General features: G+C 72.7%; 21 protein-coding genes. 7 read left to right on the top strand and 14 right to left on the bottom strand.

Going from position 1 to position 23,775, the window contains the following annotated elements:
• Positions 1-20: 20 nt before the first annotated feature.
• From IEZ10_RS12535 to IEZ10_RS12560, 6 genes are all read right to left on the bottom strand, one after another.
• Positions 21-980 (bottom strand): ADP-ribosylglycohydrolase family protein, encoded by a 960-nt coding sequence (locus IEZ10_RS12535; RefSeq protein ID WP_189246855.1) that lies wholly within the window; start codon positions 978-980, stop codon positions 21-23.
• Positions 980-2,287 (bottom strand): ABC transporter substrate-binding protein, encoded by a 1,308-nt coding sequence (locus IEZ10_RS12540; RefSeq protein WP_189246672.1) that lies wholly within the window; start codon positions 2,285-2,287, stop codon positions 980-982. The genes IEZ10_RS12535 and IEZ10_RS12540 overlap by 1 nt, the downstream gene beginning before the upstream one ends.
• A gap of 81 nt (positions 2,288-2,368) precedes the next feature.
• Positions 2,369-3,187: a carbohydrate ABC transporter permease gene (locus tag IEZ10_RS12545; RefSeq protein ID WP_189246673.1), complete on the bottom strand. Its 819-nt coding sequence runs from the start codon at positions 3,185-3,187 to the stop codon at positions 2,369-2,371.
• A gap of 1 nt (position 3,188) precedes the next feature.
• Positions 3,189-4,028, bottom strand: coding sequence for a carbohydrate ABC transporter permease (locus tag IEZ10_RS12550; protein WP_229811206.1), 840 nt, complete (start codon positions 4,026-4,028; stop codon positions 3,189-3,191).
• An 89-nt stretch (positions 4,029-4,117) separates the two neighbouring features.
• Entirely contained in the window at positions 4,118-5,131 is a 1,014-nt protein-coding gene (locus IEZ10_RS12555) for a LacI family DNA-binding transcriptional regulator (RefSeq protein WP_189246675.1), read from the bottom strand.
• 203 nt (positions 5,132-5,334) lie between these two features.
• On the bottom strand, positions 5,335-7,623 hold the full coding sequence (locus IEZ10_RS12560) for a TIM-barrel domain-containing protein (protein ID WP_189246676.1): 2,289 nt from the start codon (positions 7,621-7,623) through the stop codon (positions 5,335-5,337).
• 172 nt (positions 7,624-7,795) lie between these two features.
• Between IEZ10_RS12560 and IEZ10_RS12565 the strand changes: the two genes are divergently transcribed.
• Positions 7,796-9,748: a beta-galactosidase gene (locus tag IEZ10_RS12565; protein WP_229811207.1), complete on the top strand. Its 1,953-nt coding sequence runs from the start codon at positions 7,796-7,798 to the stop codon at positions 9,746-9,748.
• 120 nt (positions 9,749-9,868) lie between these two features.
• Positions 9,869-10,843 (top strand): pentapeptide repeat-containing protein, encoded by a 975-nt coding sequence (locus IEZ10_RS12570; RefSeq protein ID WP_189246677.1) that lies wholly within the window; start codon positions 9,869-9,871, stop codon positions 10,841-10,843.
• Positions 10,844-10,876: 33 nt separating this feature from the next.
• Here IEZ10_RS12570 and IEZ10_RS12575 read toward each other — a convergent pair whose 3' ends face one another.
• Positions 10,877-12,271, bottom strand: coding sequence for an NAD(P)H-quinone dehydrogenase (locus IEZ10_RS12575; RefSeq protein ID WP_189246678.1), 1,395 nt, complete (start codon positions 12,269-12,271; stop codon positions 10,877-10,879).
• A gap of 141 nt (positions 12,272-12,412) precedes the next feature.
• Between IEZ10_RS12575 and IEZ10_RS12580 the strand changes: the two genes are divergently transcribed.
• The 4 genes from IEZ10_RS12580 (at position 12,413) to IEZ10_RS12595 (ending at position 17,167) form a co-directional block, all read left to right on the top strand.
• On the top strand, positions 12,413-12,865 hold the full coding sequence (locus IEZ10_RS12580; RefSeq protein ID WP_189246679.1) for a gamma-glutamylcyclotransferase family protein: 453 nt from the start codon (positions 12,413-12,415) through the stop codon (positions 12,863-12,865).
• 95 nt (positions 12,866-12,960) lie between these two features.
• Positions 12,961-13,764 (top strand): purine-nucleoside phosphorylase, encoded by an 804-nt coding sequence (locus tag IEZ10_RS12585; protein WP_189246680.1) that lies wholly within the window; start codon positions 12,961-12,963, stop codon positions 13,762-13,764.
• Positions 13,765-13,838: 74 nt separating this feature from the next.
• Positions 13,839-15,533: a phospho-sugar mutase gene (locus tag IEZ10_RS12590; protein WP_189246681.1), complete on the top strand. Its 1,695-nt coding sequence runs from the start codon at positions 13,839-13,841 to the stop codon at positions 15,531-15,533.
• A 167-nt stretch (positions 15,534-15,700) separates the two neighbouring features.
• Positions 15,701-17,167, top strand: a complete 1,467-nt coding sequence (locus IEZ10_RS12595; protein ID WP_189246682.1) for an ATP-binding protein — start codon at positions 15,701-15,703, stop codon at positions 17,165-17,167.
• Between the two features lie 99 nt (positions 17,168-17,266).
• Here the strand turns inward: IEZ10_RS12595 and IEZ10_RS12600 are convergent, their stop codons facing one another.
• The 5 genes from IEZ10_RS12600 to IEZ10_RS12620 form a co-directional block, all read right to left on the bottom strand.
• On the bottom strand, positions 17,267-17,983 hold the full coding sequence (locus IEZ10_RS12600; protein ID WP_189246683.1) for a PH domain-containing protein: 717 nt from the start codon (positions 17,981-17,983) through the stop codon (positions 17,267-17,269).
• Positions 17,984-18,011: 28 nt separating this feature from the next.
• Positions 18,012-19,091, bottom strand: coding sequence for an adenosine deaminase (locus tag IEZ10_RS12605; protein ID WP_189246684.1), 1,080 nt, complete (start codon positions 19,089-19,091; stop codon positions 18,012-18,014).
• A gap of 144 nt (positions 19,092-19,235) precedes the next feature.
• A complete protein-coding gene (locus tag IEZ10_RS12610) occupies positions 19,236-19,589 on the bottom strand; it encodes a cupin domain-containing protein (RefSeq protein ID WP_189246685.1) in 354 nt (117 codons plus the stop codon).
• A gap of 89 nt (positions 19,590-19,678) precedes the next feature.
• Positions 19,679-20,323, bottom strand: a complete 645-nt coding sequence (locus tag IEZ10_RS12615) for an AMIN-like domain-containing (lipo)protein (protein WP_189246686.1) — start codon at positions 20,321-20,323, stop codon at positions 19,679-19,681.
• Positions 20,324-20,442: 119 nt separating this feature from the next.
• Positions 20,443-21,882, bottom strand: coding sequence for an MFS transporter (locus IEZ10_RS12620; protein WP_229811208.1), 1,440 nt, complete (start codon positions 21,880-21,882; stop codon positions 20,443-20,445).
• 86 nt (positions 21,883-21,968) lie between these two features.
• On the opposite strand from IEZ10_RS12620, the gene IEZ10_RS12625 reads away from it, so the two are divergent.
• A complete protein-coding gene (locus IEZ10_RS12625) occupies positions 21,969-22,388 on the top strand; it encodes a MarR family winged helix-turn-helix transcriptional regulator (RefSeq protein WP_189246688.1) in 420 nt (139 codons plus the stop codon).
• Positions 22,389-22,411: 23 nt separating this feature from the next.
• Here the strand turns inward: IEZ10_RS12625 and IEZ10_RS12630 are convergent, their stop codons facing one another.
• Entirely contained in the window at positions 22,412-23,053 is a 642-nt protein-coding gene (locus IEZ10_RS12630; RefSeq protein ID WP_189246689.1) for an FtsX-like permease family protein, read from the bottom strand.
• Positions 23,050-23,775 (bottom strand): ABC transporter ATP-binding protein, encoded by a 726-nt coding sequence (locus tag IEZ10_RS12635; RefSeq protein WP_189246690.1) that lies wholly within the window; start codon positions 23,773-23,775, stop codon positions 23,050-23,052. Before IEZ10_RS12635 ends, IEZ10_RS12630 begins: the two co-directional genes overlap by 4 nt.

The following is a 23,775-nucleotide window of genomic DNA, read 5'->3' on the forward strand; positions in this document are numbered from 1 at the left end:
GTACCGGCCCGCGGACACGCTCACGCCGCCTTCCCCGACGCCGCCACCAGGTCGGTGGCCGCGTCGAGCACGTGCCGCCCGGCGACGACCGGGAGGCACCTTCCCGTGGCCGGGCCGATCTCCGCGGCCCAGCGTTCCGGAACGGCGGCCTCGCCGCGCCCCGCCCCCGCGAGGGCGCCCGCGATGGCCGCGGTCGTGTCGGCGTCCCTGCCGAGGTTGGCGGCGGAGACGACGGACTCCTCCACCTCGCCGGCTCCCATGAGGTAGCCGGCGAAGGCGAGGGCGACCGCCTCGGGCGCGAGGTCCGTCCAGGGGTAGTGGCGCACCACCACGGCCGCGTACAGCCTCTCCACCGAGCCGGTGGCGACGGCCTCGACGGCGGCCCGCAGGTTGCGGGAGGTCCAGGAGTCCTCGGGGACGGCGGCGATCCCGGCCCGGACGACCTCGCCGGGGGCGGCGCCGGTCATCGCGACGGCCACCGCCGCCGCGACCGCCTGGCCTCCGTACACGCCCTCGCCGCTGTTGCTCACCACGCCGTCCACCGCCACCAGCCGGGCCGCCTCCGCGGGACGGCCGGCGGCGAAGATCCCGTACGGCGCGGCGCGCATGGCCAGCCCGTCCGACCATCCGTGCGGGTGCCACAGGCCGGACAGCGGCGGGGCGAGGCCCCGGCGGAGCGCCTGGATCGCGCCGAGCTCGGAGAAGCCAGCGCCCCGCATCGGGCCGTCGATGCCCGGGATGATCTGCTCGCGGTACTCCCTGGCCACGTCGGCGGGGGTCATCGCCGCGCCGTACCGGCAGAGCAGGGAGGCCGCGAAGAGGGTGTACTCGGTGTCGTCGGTGCCGCCTTTGCCGGGTTCGATCTCGGTGAGACGGCCCCAGCGGCGGGCGATCTCCTCCGGGGCGAGGTTCTCGGCGGGGCGCCCGAGGGCGTCGCCGGCCGCGAGGCCGAGCAGGCACCCCCGGGCGCGGGTCAGCATCACTTGTTGTACCGCTCCAGCACCTTGTTGCCCTCGTCGACGAGCGTCTTGGCCGCCTCGTCAAGGGTGATCTTGTTGGCGAAGTACTGCTGCAGGGCGGGGGTGGCCACCTTGCTCTTCCACTCGTCGAACCCGTTCACCTTGAGGTAGGGCGCGACCACGAGGTTCTTGGCGGAGGCGGTCGCCACGTTCCAGCCGTTCTCCTCGGTGGTCATGGAGGGGTCGCTCGCGGCCTTGACGCTGGTCGGGAGCAGCCAGTCGCCCTTGGCGAGCTTGGCCTGGTTGGTGCTGTTGAGGAAGAAGGAGATGAACTTCGTCGCCTGGTCGGGGTACTTGCTGTCGGCCGCGACGGACAGGGTCTGCGAGGCGGCTCCCTGGTCAGCGCTGGTGCCCTTCAGCGGCGGGATCGTGACCCACTCGAAGCCGGACGGCGCCTGCTCGACGACCTGCTGCCGCAGGTAGACGCTCGCCGGGAGCATGGCGTACTTGCCCGCGTAGAAACCCGGCAGCGGGTCGGCGGTGCCCATGCCGAGCGCGGACGGGTCGGCCGTCTTGTCCTTGTAGAGCTGGTCGTGGATGCGCTGCAGCACCTCGCGCTCCTCGGGCCCCACCTTGACCGTCGCCTTGGCGCCGTCGGTCTGGAAGAAGGTGCCGCCGAAGTTGAGCGCGAGGTTGAGCGCCTTGTTGACCGGTGACTTCAGCGGCCAGGCCACCCCGAAGGTGTCGCCCTTGGTGAGCTTCTTGCTGATCTCCTCGAACTCGTCCCAGGTCCACGGGTCCTCGGGGGTCGGGACGGACACCCCGGCCTTGTCGAGCAGCTTCTTGTTGGCGATGATGACCTGCGACTCCTGCAGGAACGGCACGCCGTACACGCCCTGGCCGCCCTTGCCGTCGCCGAAGGTCACGGTGTCCCAGGCGGCCTGCGGGATGTCGCTCTTCAGGTCGGCGGGCACCTTCCCGGAGAGGTCCAGGAGATAGCCGCGGGAGGCGAAGCCGGCCAGCGCCGGGGAGTCGTCGTGGATGACGTCCGGCGGGTCACCGGCCTCGAACGACGTGACGAGCTGGTCGTTGACGTTGTCCCAGCTGCCCTGGACGTACTCGACCTTGATGTCGGGGTTGGCCTTGTTCCACTCGTCGACGATCTCCTTGTTGGCGGCGACGGACTCCTTCTGCCAGGCCAGGCTCAGGAACTTCAGGCTCACCGGCTCACCGGCCTTGCCGCCATCACCACCGTCGCCCGATGAGCAGCCGGCCGTCAGGGCGGCGATCGCGGTGGCGGCCGCCACGAGTGCGGTTCTGGTACGCAACGGACTCTCCTATCGAGGGGTACGGCTCCGCCGGGTCCGGCTCGGCTCGCCCCGCTGGTGTCGGGGGGTTTTGAAGATCGGCTATCCCTTGACGGCGCCGGCCAGCAGGCCGGACCTGAGCCGTCTCTGGATGATCGCGAAGAACGCCAGGCTCGGGATCGTGGCGAGCAGCGACGCCGCGGCGAGCGGGCCGAGACGCACGACCCCTTCGGCTCCGGTGAACTTCACGAGGGTCAGCGGCAGCGTGGCCACGTCGGGGTCCTTGAGGACGACCAGGGCGAAGAGGAACTCGTTCCACGAGGAGATGAAGGCGAACAGCAGCGTGGCCACCACACCGGGGGCGAGGAGCGGCGCCACGATCTTCACCAGCGCGCGGATCCGGCCCGCGCCGTCGACCGCCGCCGCCTCCTCCAGCTCGCGCGGCACGGACCGCACGTATCCCTGGAGCATCCACAGCGCGAACGGCAGCGTGAAGGTGACGTGCACGACCGTGAGGCCGGGCAGCGTGTTCACCAGGTCCAGGCTGCGCAGCACCATGAACAGCGGAATGATGATCAGGATGAAGGGGAAGACCTGGCTGACCAGCACCCATCCGATAGCGATCTTGTTGACGAGCGAGCGGTGGCGGGCCATGGAGTAGGCCGCGGGCAGGGCGAGCACGACCGTCAGCACGGAGCTCGCGACCGCGACCACCAGGCTGCGCAGCGCGCTGCCGACGATGTCCTGCTCGGTGAACGCGTCGGCGAAGTTGGTGAGGACCGGGTGACGCGGGATCCACGTCGGGGTCAGGCTCGCCATCTCCTGCGACGTCTTGAGCGCCGTGGACAGCAGCCAGAGCAGCGGGAAGGCCAGGAAGACCATGTACCCGAGGAGGGCGAGGTACTGCAGCGGCCTGCGCATGTCAGCTCACCTCCCGCATCTGGCGGCCGATGTAGATGCCCAGTACGGCCAGCACGACGATCACGATCGCGACCCCGAGGGTGGCGGCGTAACCGAAGAAGCCGTAGCGGAACGCCTCCTCGTAGGCGAAGAGCATCGGCAGCCGGGTCTGCCCGCCCGGGCCGCCCTGCGTGAGGACGTAGACCAGGCCGAACTGGTTGATGTTCCAGACGAAGTCGAGGGAGGTGATCGTCACGATGACCGGGCGGAGCTGCGGCAGCGTGATGCTCCAGAAGCGGCGCCACGTCGTGGCCCCGTCCACGTGGCCGGCCTCGTGCAGTTCCCTGGGCACGCCCTGCAGCCCCGCGAGCAGCACGACGGTCGTCTGCGGCATGCCGGTCCAGATCCCGACGACGATCACCGCGGGGAGCGCGATGGAGAAGTCGTTGAGCCAGTCGACGTTGTGGTCGAGCAGCCCGACCCCCTGCAGCGTGCTGTTGAGGATGCCGGCGTTGGGGTGGTAGACGAGCCGCCACATCAGCCCGATGACGACCGGCGGCATCGCCCACGGCACCATGGCGAGCACCCGGGTGAACGCCCGGAACCGCAGGTTCTCGTTGAGCAGCAGGGCGAGCCCCAGCGCGGCCACGAACTGCAGCACGGTGACCGAGACCGCCCAGATCAGGCCGATGCGGAACGACGCCCAGAAGTCCCCGTCGGTGAGGAGGTCACCGAAGTTCGACAGGCCCACGAACGAGGTCACGGAGTTGCGCCCGGACCTGGCGTCGGTGAAGGCGAGGTAGATGCCGTAGAGCAGCGGGCCGACGCTGAAGATCAGCACCGGGATCAGCGCCGGCAGCATCAGGAGGAGCGTCTCGCGCCCCTGCCGGCTCCTTCCGGGCCTGCCGCGGCGACCCGCCGCGGGTCCCCGTGTTCTTTCGGCCGTCAGGGTCATGGAGTCTCCTCCCCCATGGTCGAGGCGCGGGTCACGAGGCGGGGTTCGACGGTGACCGTGCGGGGTGCCCGGCCGTCGCGGTCCAGGTGGTCGAGCAGGAGTTCGGCGGCCGCCCGGCCGCGCTCGGCCGAGCCGAGCGAGACGCTGGTGAGCGGCGGCCAGGCGATCGTGGCGAGGTCGGTGTCGTCCATGCCCGCCACGGCGACGTCCTCGGGCACTCTCCGTCCCGCGCGCCGCAGGACGTCGAGCGCCCCGAGGGCGATCAGGTCGTTGGCGCACAGCAGCGCGTCGAGGTCCGGCACGCGTTCGAGCAGGCGGGCCGCCGCCCGGGCGCCGTCGGCGCGGTAGAAGTCACCCACCTCGACGAGGTCCCGGTCGTACGGCAGGCCGAGCGTCTCCAGCGCCTCGGCGTAGGCGGCGGAGCGGGCCGCGCCGGGAACGGTGTCCAGCGGGCCGTTCACGAAGCCGATGCGGCGCCGGCCCAGGCCGTGGAGGTGCTGGACGGCGAGCCGCACGCCGGCCCTGGAGTCGACCCGCACGTTGTCCACCGGGGTGCCCTCGGGCACGGAGCCGATGACCACGATGGGCGCGCGGGCGGCGGCGAACATCTCCAGGTGCCCGTCGGTCACCCTCAGCGGGATCATGATGAGCCCGTCGATGTACCGCTCCCCGAGGCCGCGGAGCACGTCGATCTCGTCGGCCACGTCCGCGTTGGTGGAGTGCAGGACGAGCCGGTAACCGGCCGCCTTGAGCACCGGCTGGATCTCCCGGACCATCGCGAGGTAGACCGGGTTCCCTATGTCGGCCATCGCGAAGCCGATCTGGTTGCTGCGCCGTGACTTCAGCGACCTCGCCGCCGAGTTCGGCACGTAGCCGAGTTCGCGCGCCACGCTCATCACGCGGCGTTCGGTCTCCGCCCTGGTGGGGAGGCCGTTGAGCACGCGTGACACCGAGGCGATCGACACGCCCGCCCGCCGGGCGATCGTCGTGATCGTCGGCTCGTCACTCATGTCCCACCTCGGTCCCCAAAGACGGTAAACGTTTTCAGTTGGTGGCGTCACGTCTCTGAAAACGTTTACGGATGGAGGACATGTAACGCCCATGTTTCCGGCAACGTCAAGTCACAATCGGATAAACCGGACAAAAACCCGGTCAGCCCCGCCCGGACCGGCAGGGCCGCGGCGGCCGTTCCCGCCGTGGGCGGGGCCGTCCCCTAGACGATGGTCATGACGACCGGGACGTCGGCGCCCACCAGCTCGACGCCCGTGACGCGCGCGTCCCCCGAGACGGTCACCCGCAGCCCGTCCCCCTCGGGGACGGCGGTGACCACGGTGTCCCCGTCGACGTCGGAGACGACGGCGCCGCTCTCGCCCACCCCGTAGGCGACCAGCGTGATCTCCCCGAACGGCCCGTCTCCCACGGCCTCCCCCGGATCGGCCAGGACGGGGATGAGCGCGCCGTACCGGACGAACAGCGGGATCCGGTCGAGCGGCGCGGAGACCGTCACGTACCGGCCACCGGAGAGCACCTCGCCCGTCCAGTGGTCCACCCAGTCGCCCTCGGGCAGGTACACCTTCCGCACGCCGTCCGGCGAGGTCATCGGGGCCACCAGCAGGTCGCGGCCGAGGAGGTACTCCAGGTCGGCCTGCCAGGCCACCGGGTCGCCGGGGTGGTCCACGCACAGGGCCCGCATCATCGGCGCCCCGGTGCGCGCGGCCTCGACCGCCGCGGTGTAGATGTACGGCATGAGCCGGTGGCGCAGCCTCAGCGCCGCGACGGCCTCCGCCTCGACCTCGGGGAACTCCCACGGCTCCCGGCTGGTGGTGCCGTGCAGGCGCACCAGCGGCGACAGCGCGCCGAACTGCATCCAGCGGACGTACAGGTCGTCGGTCGGGCGGCCGGTGAAGCCGCCCGCGTCGTGGCTCCAGAACGGGACGCCGGACAGGCCGTGCGACAACCCGCCGCGCAGCGTGCTGCCCATCGCCGGATAGCTCGTGTAGGTGTCGCCGCCCCACTGCGCCGCGTGCCGCTGGCCGCCGAGGAAGGACGAGCGCGCCCACACCATGCCGTGCCCGGCGACCTCCCTGGTCACCTCGGAGACGAGGTCGTTGAACAGGAGCGCGTAGACGTTGTGCAGGTCGGCGCCGGTCATCCCGTTGGAGGCGACCGCGTCGTGCGGCACGCCCTCGGCGAAGTCGGTCTTGAAGACCTGGACGCCCTGCTCCAGCAGCGGCCGCAGCAGCCCCCGGAACCACTCGGCGGCCGCGGGGTTCGTGAAGTCCACGATGCCGCAGGGCGGGTAGGAGCCGTGCCAGCAGTCGGCCACGTAGACCTCGCCGTCCTGGTTCCTCAGGAAGTGGCCGTTCTCCGCCGCCTCGGCGAACGCCGGGCTCAGGTGGGAGACGTACGGGTTCATCCACAGGCAGACCTTGAAGCCCATCCGGTCCAGCTCGGCGAGCATCGCGCCGGGGTCGGGGAAGTTCTCCGCGTCCCACCGCAGGTCCGACCAGTGCCCGTCGGTCTGCCAGTAGGTGTCCAGGTGCAGCACGTCGCACGGGATGCCCCGCTCCCGGATCGTCCGGGCCCGGTTCAGCACCCGTTCCTGGGTGTCGACGAAGAACCCCGAGGAGATCCAGGTGCCGAACGCCCACTTGGGCGGCAGCAGCGGCCGGCAGGTCAGCCGGTCGAACCGGTCGAGCACCTCGGCGGGGGCGGGCCCGGCGATCACGTAGTAGTCGATGAGGTCGTCCGGCACCACGATCTGCACGCAGCTGTGCGTGGACTGGCAGACGTCGAACTCCACCGGCGTGCCGCTGTCCACCATCACGCCGTAGCCGCGGCTGGACAGGTAGAACGGGACGTTCTTGTAGGCCCGCTGCGACTCGGCGCCGAAGGCGTCGAAGTTCCACATGACCGGCCGCTGGCCGCGCTTGTCCAGCGGGGTGAACGACTCGCCGAACCCGCCGAACGCCTCGTCGGCGGGGGCGGCGAAGCTCTCGTGGTAGGCGGCCACCGCGCCGTCCGCGCTGGAGCGGCCGAACGGCAGCGTGCGCATCCGGCCGCTGATGTCGGTGTGGCCGCGGTCCTGCTCCAGCAGGGTCGCCCCGGAGGCGTCGGTGAACCTCAGGTGCCAGGGCGACAGGGTGATCTCGGCGCGCAGCGAGCCGGCGTCGACGGTGATCGTGCCGTCGCCGGTCTCCACCCTCGCCCCGGCGAACCCGCCCGGGGTGACCATGGAGATCGCGGCGGCCGACCGGGTCCGCGCGTCCGCGTCCTGGCCGAGCCGCACCCGGATCACCCCCTCGCCCGCCACGCCCACCTGGGCCACCAGCGTCTCGCCGGTGGAGGTCGCGGCCTTCAGCGTCACCGAGGCGTCGCCGGACGCCACCGCCTCGGCGGCGGTCAGCGTCGCCGGGCCCGCCTCCCCCCGGACGCGCACCGGGAGTTCCGGGGGGTCGGCGACGAAGTACTCGTGCGCGATCAGGGGAGGGCGGTAGGGCATGGGGGCTCCAGCGCTTCGGTGCTCCCGGTCCGCGGGTCGGCGCGTTCCGGCTCGCGAATTAGTTTGGCGTCCAGCCCAACAAACGTCAACGGCCTGCCCGGCCGGCCCTTGAGGCGGGAGGAGGGAATGCAGCAGGATTAGTTTAGTTTCCATCCGAAATAAGGGACGTGACGTGGACTGGCCCAAGGGGATCGGCGGACTGTGCTACGGCGGCGACTACAACCCCGAGCAGTGGCCCGAGGAGGTGTGGGAGGAGGACGTCGCGCTGATGCGCCGGGCCGGGGTCAACCTGGTCAGCGTGGGGGTCTTCTCCTGGGCCCGGCTGGAGCCGTCACCCGGTTCCCACGACTTCGCCTGGCTGGACCGGGTCCTCGACCTGCTGCACGGGGCGGGCGTCCGGGTGAACCTCGCCACCCCCACGGCCTCCCCTCCCCCCTGGTTCGGCCTGGCCCACCCCGACGCGCTCACCGTCACCGCCGACGGCACCCGGCTCACCCACGGCAGCCGCGACACCTACTGCGTGAGCGCGCCGGCGTACCGGGAGGCGTCGGTCCGGATCGCCGGCGAGCTGGCCCGCCGCTACCGCGGCCACCCGGCCCTGGCCATGTGGCACGTGCACAACGAGTACGGCACCGGATGCCACTGCGACCACGCCGCCGCGGCCTTCCGCACCTGGCTCCGGGACCGGTACGGCACGCTGGACGCCCTGAACGACGCCTGGACCGGCTCGTTCTGGAGCCAGCACCACTCCGCGTGGGAGCAGGTCATGCCGCCCCGCGCCACCCGGTACCTCCCCAACCCGGCGCAGACGCTCGACTTCCGCCGGTTCCTCTCCGACGAGATGCTCACGCACTTCCGCGAGCAGAAGGCGGTGCTGCGCGAGCACACCCCCGACGTCCCGGTGACCACCAACTTCGTCTTCGGCGACTGGGTTCCGGTGGACCACCGGCGCTGGGCCGCCGAGACCGACCTGGTCGCCGTCGACCACTACCCCACCGCCGACCCGCCGCAGGAGACCGCGTTCGCCGCCGACCTGGCGCGCGGCTGGGCCGGCGGGCGGCCCTGGCTGCTGATGGAGCAGGCGGTGGTGACCTACACCGGACACCGAATGATCGCCAAACGGCCCGGGGAGATCACCCGGCTGAGCCTGTCGCACGTCGCGCGGGGCTCGCGCGGGGTGATGTTCTTCCAGTGGCGGGCCTCACGCGGCGGGGCCGAGCTGTGGCACGCGGGCATGGTCCCGCACGCCGGCGAGGACTCCCGGATCTTCCGCGAGATCACCGAGCTCGGCGCGCTGCTGCCCTCCCTGGAGGAGGCGTGCCGGGCGCCGGTCGAGGCCGAGGCGGCGGTCCTGTGGGACGCCGAGGCCGGCTGGGCCCTACAGGCGCCGGGCCTGCCGTCCGCCGGGCTGGACCACACCGAGGAGGTACGGCGGGCGCACCGGGTGCTCTACCGCGGCGGCGTCACCGCCGACGTCGTCCACCCGTCGGCCGGCCTGTCGGCGTACCGGCTCGTGCTCGTCCCCGCCCTGTACCTGATCTCCGACGACGACGCCGCGAACCTGCGCCGCCACGTCGAGGGCGGCGGCACCCTCGTGGTCACCTACCTCAGCGGCGTCGCCGACCCCTGCGCCAGGGTCCGGACGGGCGGCTACCCCGGCGCGCTGCGCGACCTCCTCGGCGTCCGGGTCGAGGAGTTCCACCCGCTGCCCCCGGGCGCCGCCCTCGCCCTGACCGGGCCCGGCGGCGAGGACCTCGGCACCGGGACGTTCTGGAGCGAGCACGTCCACCTGGAGGGCGCCGAGGCACTGGCCCGCTACGGCGCGTCCGTCCCGGCCCCGGGGATCGGGCCCCACGACGCCGGGTGGGGCGCCGGGGCCGCGCTCCACGGCCTGCCCGCGATCACCCGCCACCGGTACGGCGCCGGCACCGCCCTCTACGTCTCCACCCGCCTCCCCGACGCGGACCTCTCCCGCCTGCTGGGCCTGGAACCGTCCCCCCTTGAGCTGGTACGGCGTGGCGAATGGGTGTTCGCGGTCAACCACGGAGACGATGAACAGCAGGTCCCGGACGGTCCGCTGCTTCCTCCCGGCGGCTACGCCGTACGGAGGGCGCGGCAGGGGTGAGCGGGCGCCGGGGCGGGCACGACGGCCCGCCGCGCGGCCGGGACCGCCCGAAGGAGGTTCCCCGTGCGCCGTCGCCGTCCCGTGCCCCCGGCACCCGGACTCCGGGCTCCCGCGCCGCCGATGCCCGTCCCCGGCGTCTGCCCGTCCCCGGCGACCGCCGTCGCGGCCCTCGCCCTCGTCGCCGCGGCGGTGACGCCGTCCTGCGCCCCGCTCCCCCCGGCCGCCGCGGCCGCCGCGCCCGGGGGCCGGGACGGTCCCTGCCGCCCGGGAGAGGGCCACGACCTGCGGGACGGCGACTTCACCCGCGCCCCGCTCCCGGCCGGCCTGCGCTGCGCCGACCTGAGCAGGGCCGTGCTGAGCGGCGTGACCCTCGCCCACGAGGACCTGACCGGGGCGATCCTGCGCGGCGCCGACCTGCGCGGCACCGACCTCACCGGGGCCTCGCTCCGCTACGCCGACCTGCGCGCCGCCGACCTCACCGAGGCGCAGCTCGGCGAGGTGCGCGCCGACCACGCCGACCTGCGCGGCGCGTACCTCGCCGACGCCGAGGCCGTGCAGGCGAGGTTCCCGCACGCCGACCTCACCGGGGCCAAACTGGTCCGCGCCAACCTGGGGCAGGCCGACCTCACCGGGGCCAAACTGGTCGGCGCCAACCTGGAGGAGAGCAACGCGGAGCAGGTGGCGGCGGTCGGGGCCGACTTCACCCGGGGCAGGCTCGGCGGGACCGACCTGAACCAGGCCGGACTGGGCGACGCCACCTTCACCGGCACCGACCTCACCGGCGCCGACCTCGGCCAGGCCGACCTGCGCGGCGCCGACTTCACCGGGGCGGTCATCGAGGGGACCACCTTCGACCAGGCCCGCGGCGTGGACCTGGCGGGCGCCCGGGGCTTCCCGGCCGGCCTCCGCGACCCGTGGAACCGGCGGCCCAGGTCCGCGACGTCCAACCCCCGGGTCGGGCCGCCGGAGACGAACCTCCTGCCGGAACGGCCCGCCGTCGGGCCCGTCATGGTGGCCTTCAGCGCGGCGGGCATGATCCTGCTGCTGGCGGGCTGGGCCGTACGGACCCGGTGGCGGCGCCGGCGGCGCGACTGAGCCGCGGCGCGGCCCGCACCACCGCCGGCGGGGTCAGATGCCGCTGGGGGTCATCGGCTGCATCAGACGGCGGGCCGCCTCGGTGATGGAGCCGGACAGCGAGGGGTAGACCGCGAAGGTGTGGGCGACCTGGTCGACGGTGAGCCGCTGCTGCACCGCCAGCGAGACCGCCAGGATCAGCTCGGACGCGCGGGGGGCGACCACCACGCCGCCGAGGACGATGCCGGTGTGCGGGCGGCAGAACAGCTTCACGAAGCCGTCGTTGAACCCCTGCATCTTCGCCCGGGCGTTGGTGGCCAGCGGCAGCTTGACGACGGTGGCCTCGATCTCGCCGGCCTCGATCGACTTCTGGGTGACGCCCACCGCGGCGATCTCCGGGTCGGTGAAGATGTTGGAGGCGACGGTGGCCAGGCGGAGCGGCTGCACCGCCTCGCCGAGCGCGTGCCAGACCGCGATCCGGCCCTGCATCGCCGCGACCGAGGCGAGCATCAGCACGCCGGTGCAGTCACCGGCGGCGTACACGCCGGGCGCCGAGGTGCGCGAGACCTTGTCCACCTGGACGAAGCCGCCCCGGTCGAGGGTGACCCCGGCCTCCTCCAGCCCGATCCCCGCGGTGTTGGGCACCATGCCGACCGTCATCAGGCAGTGGCTGCCCTCGGCGGTGCGGCCGTCCTCCAGCGTGACGACCACGCCGTCGGCGGTGCGCTTGACCGACTCCGCGCGGGAGCGGCCCATGACGTTCATCCCGCGCCGGCGGTAGACCTCCTCAAGGACCTCCGCGGCGTCGGCGTCCTCGTTGGGCATCATCCGGTCGCGCGAGGACACGAGCGTGACCTCCGAGCCGAGCGAGCGGTAGGCGCCCGCGAGCTCGGCGCCGGTGACGCCGGAGCCGACCACGATGAGGTGCTCGGGCAGCTCCCTGAGGTCGTACAGCTGGCGCCAGGTGAGGATGCGCTCGCCGTCGGGCTCGGCGCCGGCGAGGATGCGCGGGGTCGCGCCGGTCGCCACGATGACCACGTCGGCGCGGATCGTCCGGTCGCCGGCCCTGACCACCTGCGGGTCGACCAGCCGCCCGGGTGCCCGGACCACCTCGACCCCCTCGGCCGCCAGCCTGGCCGCGATGTCGGCCGACTGGGCGCGGGCCAGCTCCTTGACGCGCCGGTTGACCTCCGGCATGTCGGCGATGACGCCGCCGGCGTCGCCGTCGGGGCCGCCGGTGTAGTGGACGCCCAGCATGCTGGCGTCGAGGAGCGCCTGCTTGCGCACGGAGCTGGCGATCAGCGTCTTGGACGGCACGCAGTCGGTGAGCACGCAGGCCCCGCCGGGACCGTCCTGCTCGACGACCGTGACCTGTGCGCCGAGCTGCGCGGCCACGAGTGCCGCCTCGTAACCGCCGGGTCCGCCGCCGATGATAACGATCCTTGTCACATCCCTATTCTTCCGCATTACCGGACCGGTCGGCTCGCCGTACCCCGGGAAAGCCTCGGAACCCACGGCGACGGCGGGGAAAATCGACACCGGCCGAGCCTGCGTGATCGCCGGGCGGTTCTTCGATTAGTGTTTGGTGCCGTGCCTGTCTACGCCGCCTACGGCAGCAACATGGACCCGAAGCAGATGGCCCAGCGGGCCCCCCACTCCCCCATGCGGGGATCGGGCTGGCTCCAGGGCTGGCGCCTGACGTTCGGCGGGAACGACCTCGGCTGGGAGGGCGCGCTCGCCACCATCGTGGAGGAGGCCGGCGAGCAGGTCTTCGTCGTCCTCTACGACGTGCCCGAGTGGGACGAGACCACCCTCGACCAGTGGGAGGGGGCCGCGGCCGGCCTCTACCACAAGGTCAGGCTCCGGGTGCAGACCCTGGAGGGCGAGATCGTGGCCTGGTTCTACGTGCTCGACGGCTACGAGGGCGGGCTGCCCTCCGCCCGCTACCTCGGCATCCTGGCCGAGGCGGCGGAGAAGGCCGGGGCGCCCGACGACTACGTCCGGGCGCTGCGCGAGCGCCCCTGCTCGTCCCTGGGAAGCTGAGCCGTAGGAGGGCACGAGCGCTCTCGCGGGCGGCACGGACCGTGCCCGTTCCACGGTGCGGCGTCGCCGTCCTGACGGCGAGTAACCTCTGATGCGTGACGAATGACCCTTATGCACTCGCCGAGGACGCCGCGACCGCTCTCAAGGACGCCCTGGGAGTCGAGTCCGTCGATGTCGCCCTGGTGATGGGTTCGGGCTGGGTCCCGGCCGCCGACGCGATCGGTGAGACGATCGCCGAGGTCCCGGTGACCGATCTGCCCGGGTTCGCCCCGCCCCTGGTCGCGGGCCACGCGGGCCGGATCCGCGCGGTGCGGACCGCGCTGGGCAAGATCGCGCTGATCTTCCTGGGCCGTACCCACCTCTACGAGGGCCGCGGCGTGGAGCCGGTCGTGCACGGCGTGCGGACCGCGATCGCCGCCGGCGCCCGCACGGTCGTGCTGACCAACGCCGCGGGCGGTCTGCGCCCGGAGACGCAGGCGGTCGGCGAGGCCGTCCTGATCAGCGACCACATCAACCTGACCGGGGCCAACCCGATCACCGGCGCCACCTTCATCGACCTCACCGACGTCTACACCCCGCGCCTGCGCGACCTGGTCCGCGAGGTGGACCCGTCGATGGCGGAGGGCGTCTACATCGCGTTCCGCGGCCCGACCTACGAGACCCCGGCCGAGGTCCGCATGTGCCGGGCCCTCGGCGGCGACATGGTCGGCATGTCCACCGTGCTGGAGGCCGTCGCCGCCCGCGAGGGCGGGGCCGAGGTGCTGGGGATCTCGCTCGTCACCAACCCGGGCGCCGGGCTGGTGGGCGAGCCGCTGAACCACCACGAGGTGCTGGAGGTCGGCCGCGCCACCGCCGCGCGCATGGGCGCGCTGCTGTCGAAGGTCGTCGACAAGCTCTGACCCCCGTCCCGGCCCGCGAGGAGGCCGGGACGCCGAGAAACCACCCGGCGGTGCCCGCGAGGCGGGCCGGCCCGATGACGGACCCGGCGGAGGCGGCGGGCCGCCGCCGGCAGGAGGCGACGTTGAACAGCGATCTCGTACGGCGCGCGCGGGACTGGCAGGCCCAGGACCCCGACCCGGAGACCCGCGCCGAGCTCGGCGCGCTGCTGGAGGGCGGCGACGAGGCGGCGCTGCGCGAGCGGTTCGGGGCCAAGCTGGAGTTCGGCACCGCGGGGCTCCGCGGCGAGCTGGGCGCCGGCCCCAACCGGATGAACCGGGTCACCGTCATGCGCGCCGCCGCGGGCCTGGCCCGGGTGCTCGGGCCGGGCGGGCACGTCGTGATCGGCTACGACGCCCGGTACAACTCCGACATCTTCGCCCGCGACACCGCCGCCGTGCTCACCGGCGCCGGGCTGCGCGTCTCGGTGCTGCCCGGCCCGCTGCCCACCCCGGTGCTGGCCTTCGCCGTGCGGCACCTCGTCGCCGACGCCGGCGTGATGGTCACCGCCAGCCACAACCCGCCCCGGGACAACGGCTACAAGGTCTACTGGGGCGACGGCTCGCAGATCGTGCCGCCGGTGGACCGGGAGATCTCCGACGCGATCGACGCCGTCGGGGACGTCTCCGGGCTGCCGCTCGGCTCCCCCGACGACGACGCCTGGACCGCGCTGGGCGAGGAGATCGTGGCCTCCTACGTGGACGCGGTCACCGCGCTGCCGATCGGGGACGCCCGCGACCTGAGGGTGGCCTACACGCCGCTGCACGGCGTGGGCGCGGTGACGCTGACCGGCGCCTTCCTGGCGGCCGGGTTCGAGGCCCCGGTCGTCGTGGAGGCCCAGGCCGCCCCGGACCCCGACTTCCCCACCGTCGCCTTCCCCAACCCGGAGGAGCCGGGCGCGATGGACCTCGCGCTGGAGCTCGGCGGGCGGATCGGCGCGGACATCGTGCTGGCCAACGACCCCGACGCCGACCGCTGCGCGGTGGGCGTTCCCCTGCCGGACGGCGGCCACCGGATGCTCACCGGCGACGAGCTCGGCGCCCTGCTGGGCGAGCACGTGATCCGGAACACCTCCGGCGACGAACGCCTGGTCGCCACCACCATCGTCTCGTCGTCCCTGCTCGGCAAGATCGCCGCCGGGTACGGCGTGCGCCACGCCGAGACCCTCACCGGCTTCAAGTGGATCATGCGGGCCGCGGGCGGCGACCTCGTCTTCGGCTACGAGGAGGCGCTGGGCTACAGCGTCGGCACCGGCGACGGCCTGCCGGTCCGGGACAAGGACGGCATCGGGGCGGCGCTGACCGTCGCCGGGCTGGCCGCCCGCGCCAAGCGCGACGGCCGCACCCTGCTCGACCTGCTCGACGACCAGGCCCGCCGGTACGGCCTGCACGCCACCTCCCAGCTCTCGGTCCGGGTGGACGACCTGTCCCTGATCGCCGACGCGATGGCCGGGCTGCGCGCCACGCCGCCGGCCGAGCTGGGCGGCCGGATGGTCGAGTCCGCCGACGACCTGCGCGAGGGCGCGGGCGGCCTGCCGCCCACCGACGGCCTGCGCTACCGGCTGTCCGGCGGCGCCCGCGTCGTCGTCCGCCCGTCGGGCACCGAGCCCAAGCTCAAGTGCTATCTGGAGGTCGTCGTCCCGGTCACCGGGGAGGTCTCCGAGGCGCGGACCCGGGCCGCCGCCGACCTGGACGCCCTCCGCGCCGACCTGTCGGCCGCCCTGGGCCTGTAGGGACCGGGGTCCCCCGTGGGGCCCGGTTCCGCTCCGTCCCCGGAACCGGCGTCCGAGTTCTCGGTGACCGCCGCGGACGATGGTCTCATTTCTGAGCATCTCAAAGTTGAGAGTCTCATTTCTGAGACGCTCAGGAATGAGTGTCTCAGAAATGAGACCATCGGGTCGTGGACGGTTTCATCGGGAGATCACGAGAGCTCGGCAAGCTGCGTCGGCTGCTGGTCAGGGTCGAGGCGGGAGGCCGCGTCGGCAGGCCGGGCCGGGCCATCCTCATCCGCGGCCGTCGCCGGGTCGGCAAGTCGCGTCTGGCCGAGGAGTTCATCCGACGCGCCGGCGTGCCCCACTTCTTCTACTCCGCCGCCCGCGGACCTGCGGCCCAGCAGATCCGGAGGTTCGTCGAGGCCGCCGCCACGTCCGACCTCCCCGCCGCCCATCTGCTGGCCGGGCAGTCACCGGACTCCTGGGACTCCGCGCTGCGCCTCCTGGCCGCTTCCCTCCCCCCGGACTCCCCGAGCGTCGTGGTCATCGACGAACTGCCCTACCTGATCGCGAGCAGCCCCGACCTCGAAAGCGTCCTTCAGGTGCTGTTCGACCGGGAGTTCTCCCGCCTGCCCGTGCTGCTCATCCTGATCGGTTCCGATCTGTCGATGATGGAGGCGATCAACCAGTACGACCGGCCCTTCTACATGCGGGCCACCGAGATGGTGGTCAATCCGCTCACCCCGGCGGACGTGGCCGACAAGCTGGAGCTGCCCGCGGCCACCGCCATGGACGCCCATCTGGTGTCCGGAGGGCTGCCGATGCTCTGCGAGGAATGGGAGCCGGGACTCTCCGTCCAGGAGTACCTCCGGGAGGCCCTGACGGACTCCACGTCGTCCCTGATCGTGAGCGGCGAGCGCGCGCTCTCCGCCGAGCTGCCGCCAGACGCCCAGGCGCGGACCGTGCTCGGCGCGATCGGTTCGGGGCAGCGCACCCGCTCCTCGATAGAGCGTGCGGTCCCCGGCGTCCCGAGGGCCTCGCTCAACCGGGCATTGCAACTCCTGCTGGAGAAACGGCTGGTCACCGCGGAGCTTCCCCTCTCCACCCGGCCCTCACGCGAGACCCGGTACCACATCGCGGACACGCACCTGCGATTCTGGCTGGCCTTCGTCGGCCCGTGGCTTCCGGAGATCGAAAGGGACAGGGGTGACCTGGCCCTCGCCCACTTCCAACGGACGTGGACGTCCTGGCGAGGAACCGCGGTCGAACCGGTCATCCGGGAATCCCTGCGACGCATGGACGGGCTGCCCGAACAGACAGGAGCCGTCGGCGGCTACTGGACCCGCACCAACGATCCGGAGATCGACATCGTCGGGGCGGACCGCGAACCGATCGCCAAAAAGATCACCTTGGTCGGGTCGATCAAGTGGCTGGAGAACCGGCCGTTCGACCGGCACGACCTGAACGAGCTGATCGTCCACCGGTCCAAGCTCCCGGGCGCCGACGTCTCCACCCCGTTGCTGGCCGTCTCGCGCAGTGGCGCCACGACCGGCGAGGTGAGGCTGATCACCCCGGAGGACCTGATCGGCGCATGGCGACTCGAAGACGGCACACCGAAGACCGAGGCACCCGGCGAACCGGTCTCCGACACGTGACCGGCGATGGTCCCATACGCACCGTGGCGGCGGGTGGGGACGGCACGTCGGCCGTCCCCGCCCGTGGCCTGTCGGGTCGGAACGACCCGGTGTCTCCCGTCAGGAGACCACCACGGCGGCGACCACCACGACGAGCGCGCCCAGCAGGGCGATCATGGCGGCCGGCGCCCAGGTGAGTCTGACCGGGGCTCGCCCGGCGTCCCCCGTGTCCCCGGCGGCCGGCGCCGTACCGGAGCCGGGGGTCCCCGCCGTGCGGGCCGTACCGGAGGCCCCTGCCGTGCCGGCGGTCCGCGTGGCGGCGAAGGCGGCGGCCCGGCGGGCCGACTCGGCCCGCTCGGCGATCTGCTCGGCCACCCAGTCCGCGTGGGTCTTGCCCGCCAGCAGCTGGGCCGCGGCCTGCTCCCCCTTGGTGGGCGTCGCCTCGGTGCGGAACCGTCCGCCGGTGCGGGCGGGCCGCGCCCGCCGCGTGGCCGAGGCCCGCTCGCGGCCGGAGGTCTGCGGCGTCCAGCAGCGCACGACCGTGTCGCCGGAGGTGATCTTGATCGCGTGGGAGACCGTGACGTCGTCCACGGCCGTCCAGGGGAGGAACGTGTCCCTGAACGGGTTGCGCACCAGCACGCCGTCCTCGGCCAGGACGACCCCGGGCCGCAGGCAGGTGATGTAGACCAGCGCGGTGATGACCGCCAGCACCGCGCCCGCGACCATCGACTCCGGCCCGCTGTAGCGGACGACGAGGTCCACCGCGTTGAGCGCGGCGAACACCATCCAGACCCAGCCGAGGATCAGCGCGGCCCTCGACCGGAACACCTGCTTCATACCACCGACCCCACTCCCGGAGCCCCGCTCACGCCTGCCACTTGAGCCGCGCGAAACCGGGCTTGATGACGCCGTTGATCAGCGCGAGGCGCTCGTCGAACGGCAGGAACGCCGATTTCATGGCGTTGATCGTGAACCACTGCAGGTCGTCCCAGCCGTAACCGAACGCCTCCGACAGCTTGGCGAACTCCCGCGAGACGCTGGTGCCGCTCATCAGCCGGTTGTCGGTGTTGACGGTGACCCGGAAGTTCAGCCTCCGCAGCAGGCCGATCGGGTGCTCGGCGATGGACGGCGCCGCGCCGGTCTGCAGGTTGGAGGTCGGGCACATCTCCAGCGGGATGCGCTTGTCGCGGACGTAGGCGGCGAGCCGGCCGAGCTTGGCCTCGCCGTCGCCCGTCACCGTGACGTCGTCGATGATCCGCACCCCGTGGCCGAGGCGGTCGGCGCCGCACCACTGGATCGCCTGCCAGATCGACGGCAGCCCGAACGCCTCGCCGGCGTGGATGGTGAAGTGGGCGTTCTCCCGCTGGAGGTACTCGAAGGCGTCGAGGTGCCGGGTCGGGGGGTAGCCCGCCTCGGCCCCGGCGATGTCGAAGCCCGCCACGCCGACGTCGCGGTAGCGGACCGCGAGCTCGGCGATCTCCATGGACCTGGCCTGGTGGCGCATCGCGGTGAGCAGGGTGCCCACCCGGATGTCGCGGCCCTCGGAGCCGATCCTGAAGCCCTCCAGTACGGCCTCGATGACCTCCTCCAGGCTGAGCCCGGCGGAGGTGTGCTGCTCGGGGGCGTAGCGCACCTCGGCGTAGACGACGCCGTCGGCCGCGAGGTCCTCGGCGCACTCGGCGGCGACGCGGACCAGCGCCTCGCGCGTCTGCATGACGCCGACCGTGTGGTCGAAGGTCTCCAGGTAACGCTCCAGCGAACCGGAGTCGGACGCCTCGCGGAACCAGGTCCGCAGCTCCTCCGGGTCGGTCGTGGGCAGCCGGTCGTAGCCCGTCTCGCGGGCGAGCTCCACGATGGTCTCCGGCCGCAGACCACCGTCGAGGTGATCGTGGAGCAAGACCTTCGGAGCCCGGCGGATCTCCTCAAGGGTGGGTAGCTGACTCATCTCGCCATCTTACGTCGCAGGTCGGAACGGAAATCTTGCGGGCGGATCGATCCCGCCCGCCGGAAGGCCCGGCGGGGACCCCGCCCACGTGGGAGGAGCCGTGGGGCCGTGGACACGAGAAGAGGCGCCATCCGGGGACCGGGCCTACTCCTCGCGCCCGGCGCCCTCGGGCGAGAAGGCGGGCAGGCAGACCGCGACGTACTCGGCGCCCTCGGGGCCGCTGCTGTAGCGGATCTTCTCCCCCGGCTCGCTCACGAACGCCTGCCCGGCGCCGACCTCGGTCGTGCCCCCGGCGTGCTCGACGACGACGGTTCCCCTGAGGACCAGCGTGTACTCGGTGAACTCCGGCGTCTGGGCCGGCTCCTCCCACCCCGCCGGGGCCTTCATGTGGGCGATCGAGAGGGTCTCGTCACCGCTGTTGACCCGGCCGACGTACTCGTCGATCACCTTGCCGCCGGGGACCGGGATCCGCGTCGCGCTGTCGATTCTGCGTACCATCCGACCAGTTTGTCACTTTCCCGGCCGGAAACCGGTCGTGAATCGGCCGGGAGCCGGCGGAAAGCAGCCGGGAGGCGGTCGGGAAGCGGTCAGTGGGCGACGTCGACGACCAGCCGGTTCGGGTTCCGCTGCTCCGTCACCCGGAACCCCGCCCGGTGGTCCAGGACGATGCCGACGCCCACCACGCCCTCGAAGTCGCCGGTCTTGACCACGTTCTGCACGTTGCCCAGCCCGGCCTGGAAGATCGGCCCGCCCGTCCAGGTGGGTTTCCCGGAGTCGCCGTGCGCCACGGCCGGCCGCATCCTGACCTCCAGGTAGGCCCCGCCGGTGGCGTCGATCGGGTCGCCCGACCCCTCCTGGACCAGCTTGGGCACCCAGCGCACGGTGTACCCCGGCAGGGCGCCCTTCACGTCGATCACCACGCGGTCGAACCCGTCGTGCTCGGCGAACCGCGCGCCGGTGACGATCGGCGACTCGTCGAGGTCGCGCTCGACCTCGACCTCCGCGGTCCCGGTCGGGGGTTTCCGCCCCGGCCGCGCGGCGGATGTGGCGGCCGGGGAGGACGGCGGCGCGGCGGGGGCCGAGGAGGCGCCCGGCGCCCCGGGGGCGTCCGAGGTCGCCGTGGCGGCCGGCGGGTCGGCCGGCGTGAAACCGGTGTCCCGCGCGGCGGCGCCGCAACCGGCGGCCGGCAGGCCGAGAAGGACGAGGGTGAGGGCGACGCGGATGCGCTTCATGGTGGGCCTCCTACGTCTTAGATGCCCCGGGGGCGGGGGCGGTTCACCCCGTGGACGGCACCGGCCGCCGCACCGCTTCGATCATCGCAGGTCAGGTGGGGGAAAGCTCCGGAACCACGTCAGACGGTCTCCAGCACCCTGTCGTCCGGCGTCCCGCCGTCCGCCGCGGGGACGGCCGCACGGGCACGGCGGAGACCGGTGAGCGCGATCGCCAGCCCGGTCAGCCCGAGGATCGCCGAGACGGTGATCGCCGCGCGGAAGCCGTCGAGCGGGTCGGCGCTCGTGTTCGAGGTGAGCACGGCCGTCACGACGGCCAGCACGACCGCTCCGCCGACCTGCCCGGAGGTGTTGAGCAGGCCGGAGGCCAGCCCCTGCTCGTCGTCGGCGACGCCGTTGGTCGCCTGGATGTTCAGCGACGGGAAGGACAGCGCGAAGGCGATGCCCAGCAGGACCATGCCGGGGATGACCAGCGTGAACAGGTCCGGGTCGGCGTTCACCCGGAGGAAGAAGGCGTAGCCGCCGGCCAGCGCGGCCGAGCCGATGACGATCAGCCGGGCGGTGCCGAACCGGTCGGCCAGGTCGCCCATCTTGGTGGAGGTCACCGCCACCAGCAGCCCGGCGGGCAGGAACGCCAGCGCGGTCGCGAGGGCCGACCAGTGCAGGAAGTTCTGGAAGTACTGCATGGCCACGAACTGGAAGCCGACGTAGGAGCCGAACAGGATGACCAGGCCGAGGTTGGCCCGGACGATCGGGCCGGACCGCAGGATGCCGAGCCGTACCAGCGGGTGCCTGACCCGCCGCTCGGTGACCACGAACGCGGCCAGCAGCGCCACCACCCCGGCCAGCGAGCCGACGGTGCGGACCGAGCCCCAGCCGGCCTCGGGTGCCTGGACCACGGTGAACACCAGCAGCAGCATGGAGGCGGTGATGGTGATCGCGCCGATGAGGTCGTGGCCGCCCTCGGCCCGCTCCTCCTCGCGCCTGGGCAGGTATCGCAGCGCCGCGACCAGCGCGATGACGGCGACGGGGACCGGCATGAGGAACGTCCAGCGCCAGCCGAGCTGGGTCAGGAAGCCCGAGATGACCAGGCCCAGGGAGAAGCCGCTGGCGCCCGCGGCGGTGAAGACGCTGAGGGCCCGGTTGCGGGACGGGCCCTCGGCGAAGGTCGTGGTGATGATGGACAGCGCGGCGGGGGCGGTGAAGGCGGCGCTGACGCCCTTGACGAACCGGGCGGCGATCAGCAGGGTCCCGTCGTTGACCAGGCCGCCGAGGAGCGAGGCCACCGCGAAGACGGCCAGCGCGGCCAGGAAGACCCGGCGCCGGCCGAGCAGGTCGGCGGTGCGGCCGCCCAGCAGGAGCAGCCCTCCGTAGCCGAGCACGTAGCCGCTGACCACCCACTGCAGGGCGGAGGTGGAAAGGCCCAGGTCGGCCTGGATGGACGGCAGGGCCACGCCGACCATCGACACGTCCAGGGCGTCGAGGAACACCACGGCGGAGAGCACCGTGAGCGCGGCCCAGAGGCGCGCGTCCCAGCGTTCGTCGGGGGAGGAATGGATCATGCCGCACACTTTTCCATGCAGATGCATCTAATGCAAACGAATTAAATTCTTGTGCATTAAATGTTCACGCATGGTACGATCCGCGCATGAGCGAGGAGTCCCTGGTCTGCGCCTGGCGTGAGCTGCTGGCCAAGCACGCCACGACCACCTGCGCACTGGAGCGCGAGCTCTCCGAGCGGCACGGGCTCGGCATGAGCGAGTTCGAGGTGCTGGAGCGCATGGTCGAGGGCGGCCAGGAGAAGTACCGCGTCCAGGAGGTGGCCGACGCGGTCCACCTCAGCCAGAGCGCCTGCTCGCGGCTCATCGCGCGCCTGGAGAAGGCCGGGCTGGTGCGCCGGGGGATGTGCGAGGCCGACCGGCGGGGCGTCTTCGTCCTCATCACCGACGAGGGCCGCGCCCGCCACGCCGAGGCCAGGCCCACCCACCGCGCCGTGCTGTCGGCCGTCTTCTCATCCGAGGGGAGTCCGGGGAAACGCTCCGAGGAGCGGTCCCCCCTGCGTGCCTGAGCCACGACCCCGCGAACCGCGCGTCAGGAGACCAGTGGACCGCGTCGCGCCCTCCGCGTCGAGACCAGTCCTCCGGCCAGGCCGCTCATCGCACAGACCGCGACCAGCCCCAGATACTGCGGAACCGAGAAGGCGAACCACGGCTCACCGGTCATCGCGGCCCCCAGCGCGGTCAGGGAGGCGGCGGCGATGCCCGTCCCCAGCAGCGCCAGGACGAACGGCCCCGGAACGACCTCTATCGGTACGTCCGCGGGCGCCAGCCCGACCGCCCGCAACAACGCCGCCACCGCCCAGGCGTACGGCACGGCCAGCGCACAGCCCGCCACGCTCGCCGCCGCGGCCACCACCAGCGCCTCCACCGTGACCAGCCGCCGCACCTGCCGCGGCGTCATGCCGACCGACCGCAGCAGACCCCAGAGCCTGCGCTGCCGCAGCACGTACAGGCTCAGCGTCCCCGAGACCACGAAGACGGACACGAACCCCGAGACCAGAGCGGACAGGACCAGCAGCCCCATGATCCCCTCCAGCGTCTCGTCACCGCCCGCCCCGGCGACCAGCAGGCCGCTGGAGGCCACCAGCATCACCGCCATGAGAACCGCCGCGAACGACGCGGCGAAGCCGGTCGGAGCGGTCCGGACGTTGTTCCAGGCGAGCACGAGCGTCATCGGCGGCCGCCCAGCAGCGCGCCGATCCGGTCGGCCGACGGCCTGTCCATGACGTCGGTGATCCGCCCGTCCGTCAGGAACAGGACGCTGTCCGCCCGGGCCGCCGCCTCCGGATCGTGCGTGACCATCACCACCGTCTGACCGGACTCGTCGACCGCCTCGCGCAGCAGCGCCAACACCTCCTGCCCGGCGCTCCGGTCCAACGCGCCCGTCGGCTCGTCGGCGAAGAGCACCTCCGGCCTGCCGAGCAGCGCGCGGGCGATCGCCACCCGCTGCTGCTGTCCGCCGGAGAGCTGCGCCGGCCGGTGCCCCTCCCGGCCGGCCAGGCCGACGCGGTGCATGATCTCGCGCGCACGGGCCCGGTCCGGCCGCCGTCCGGCCAGCCTGCCGGGCAGGATCACGTTCTGCCAGGCGGTCAGCGACGGCACCAGGTTGAAAGCCTGGAAGATCACTCCGATCCGGTCGCGGCGGAGCACGGCGAGCTCCTTCTCCCCCAGGCGGGTGATGTCCTGCCCGGCGACGCGGACGACGCCCGCCTGGGGCCGGTCCAGGCCCGCAGCGCACTGCAGCAGCGTGCTCTTGCCCGATCCCGAGGGGCCCATGACGGCGGTGAAGGTGCCGCGCGGGAATCCGACGCCGACCTGGCGCAGCGCGGTCACCGCGCTGGGACCCGTGCCGTACGTCCTGGTCACCCCGTCGAGGAGAACCACATGATCATTCAT

The organism is Streptosporangium pseudovulgare (assembly GCF_014648055.1).
Classification (GTDB): Bacteria; Actinomycetota; Actinomycetes; order Streptosporangiales; family Streptosporangiaceae; genus Streptosporangium; species Streptosporangium pseudovulgare.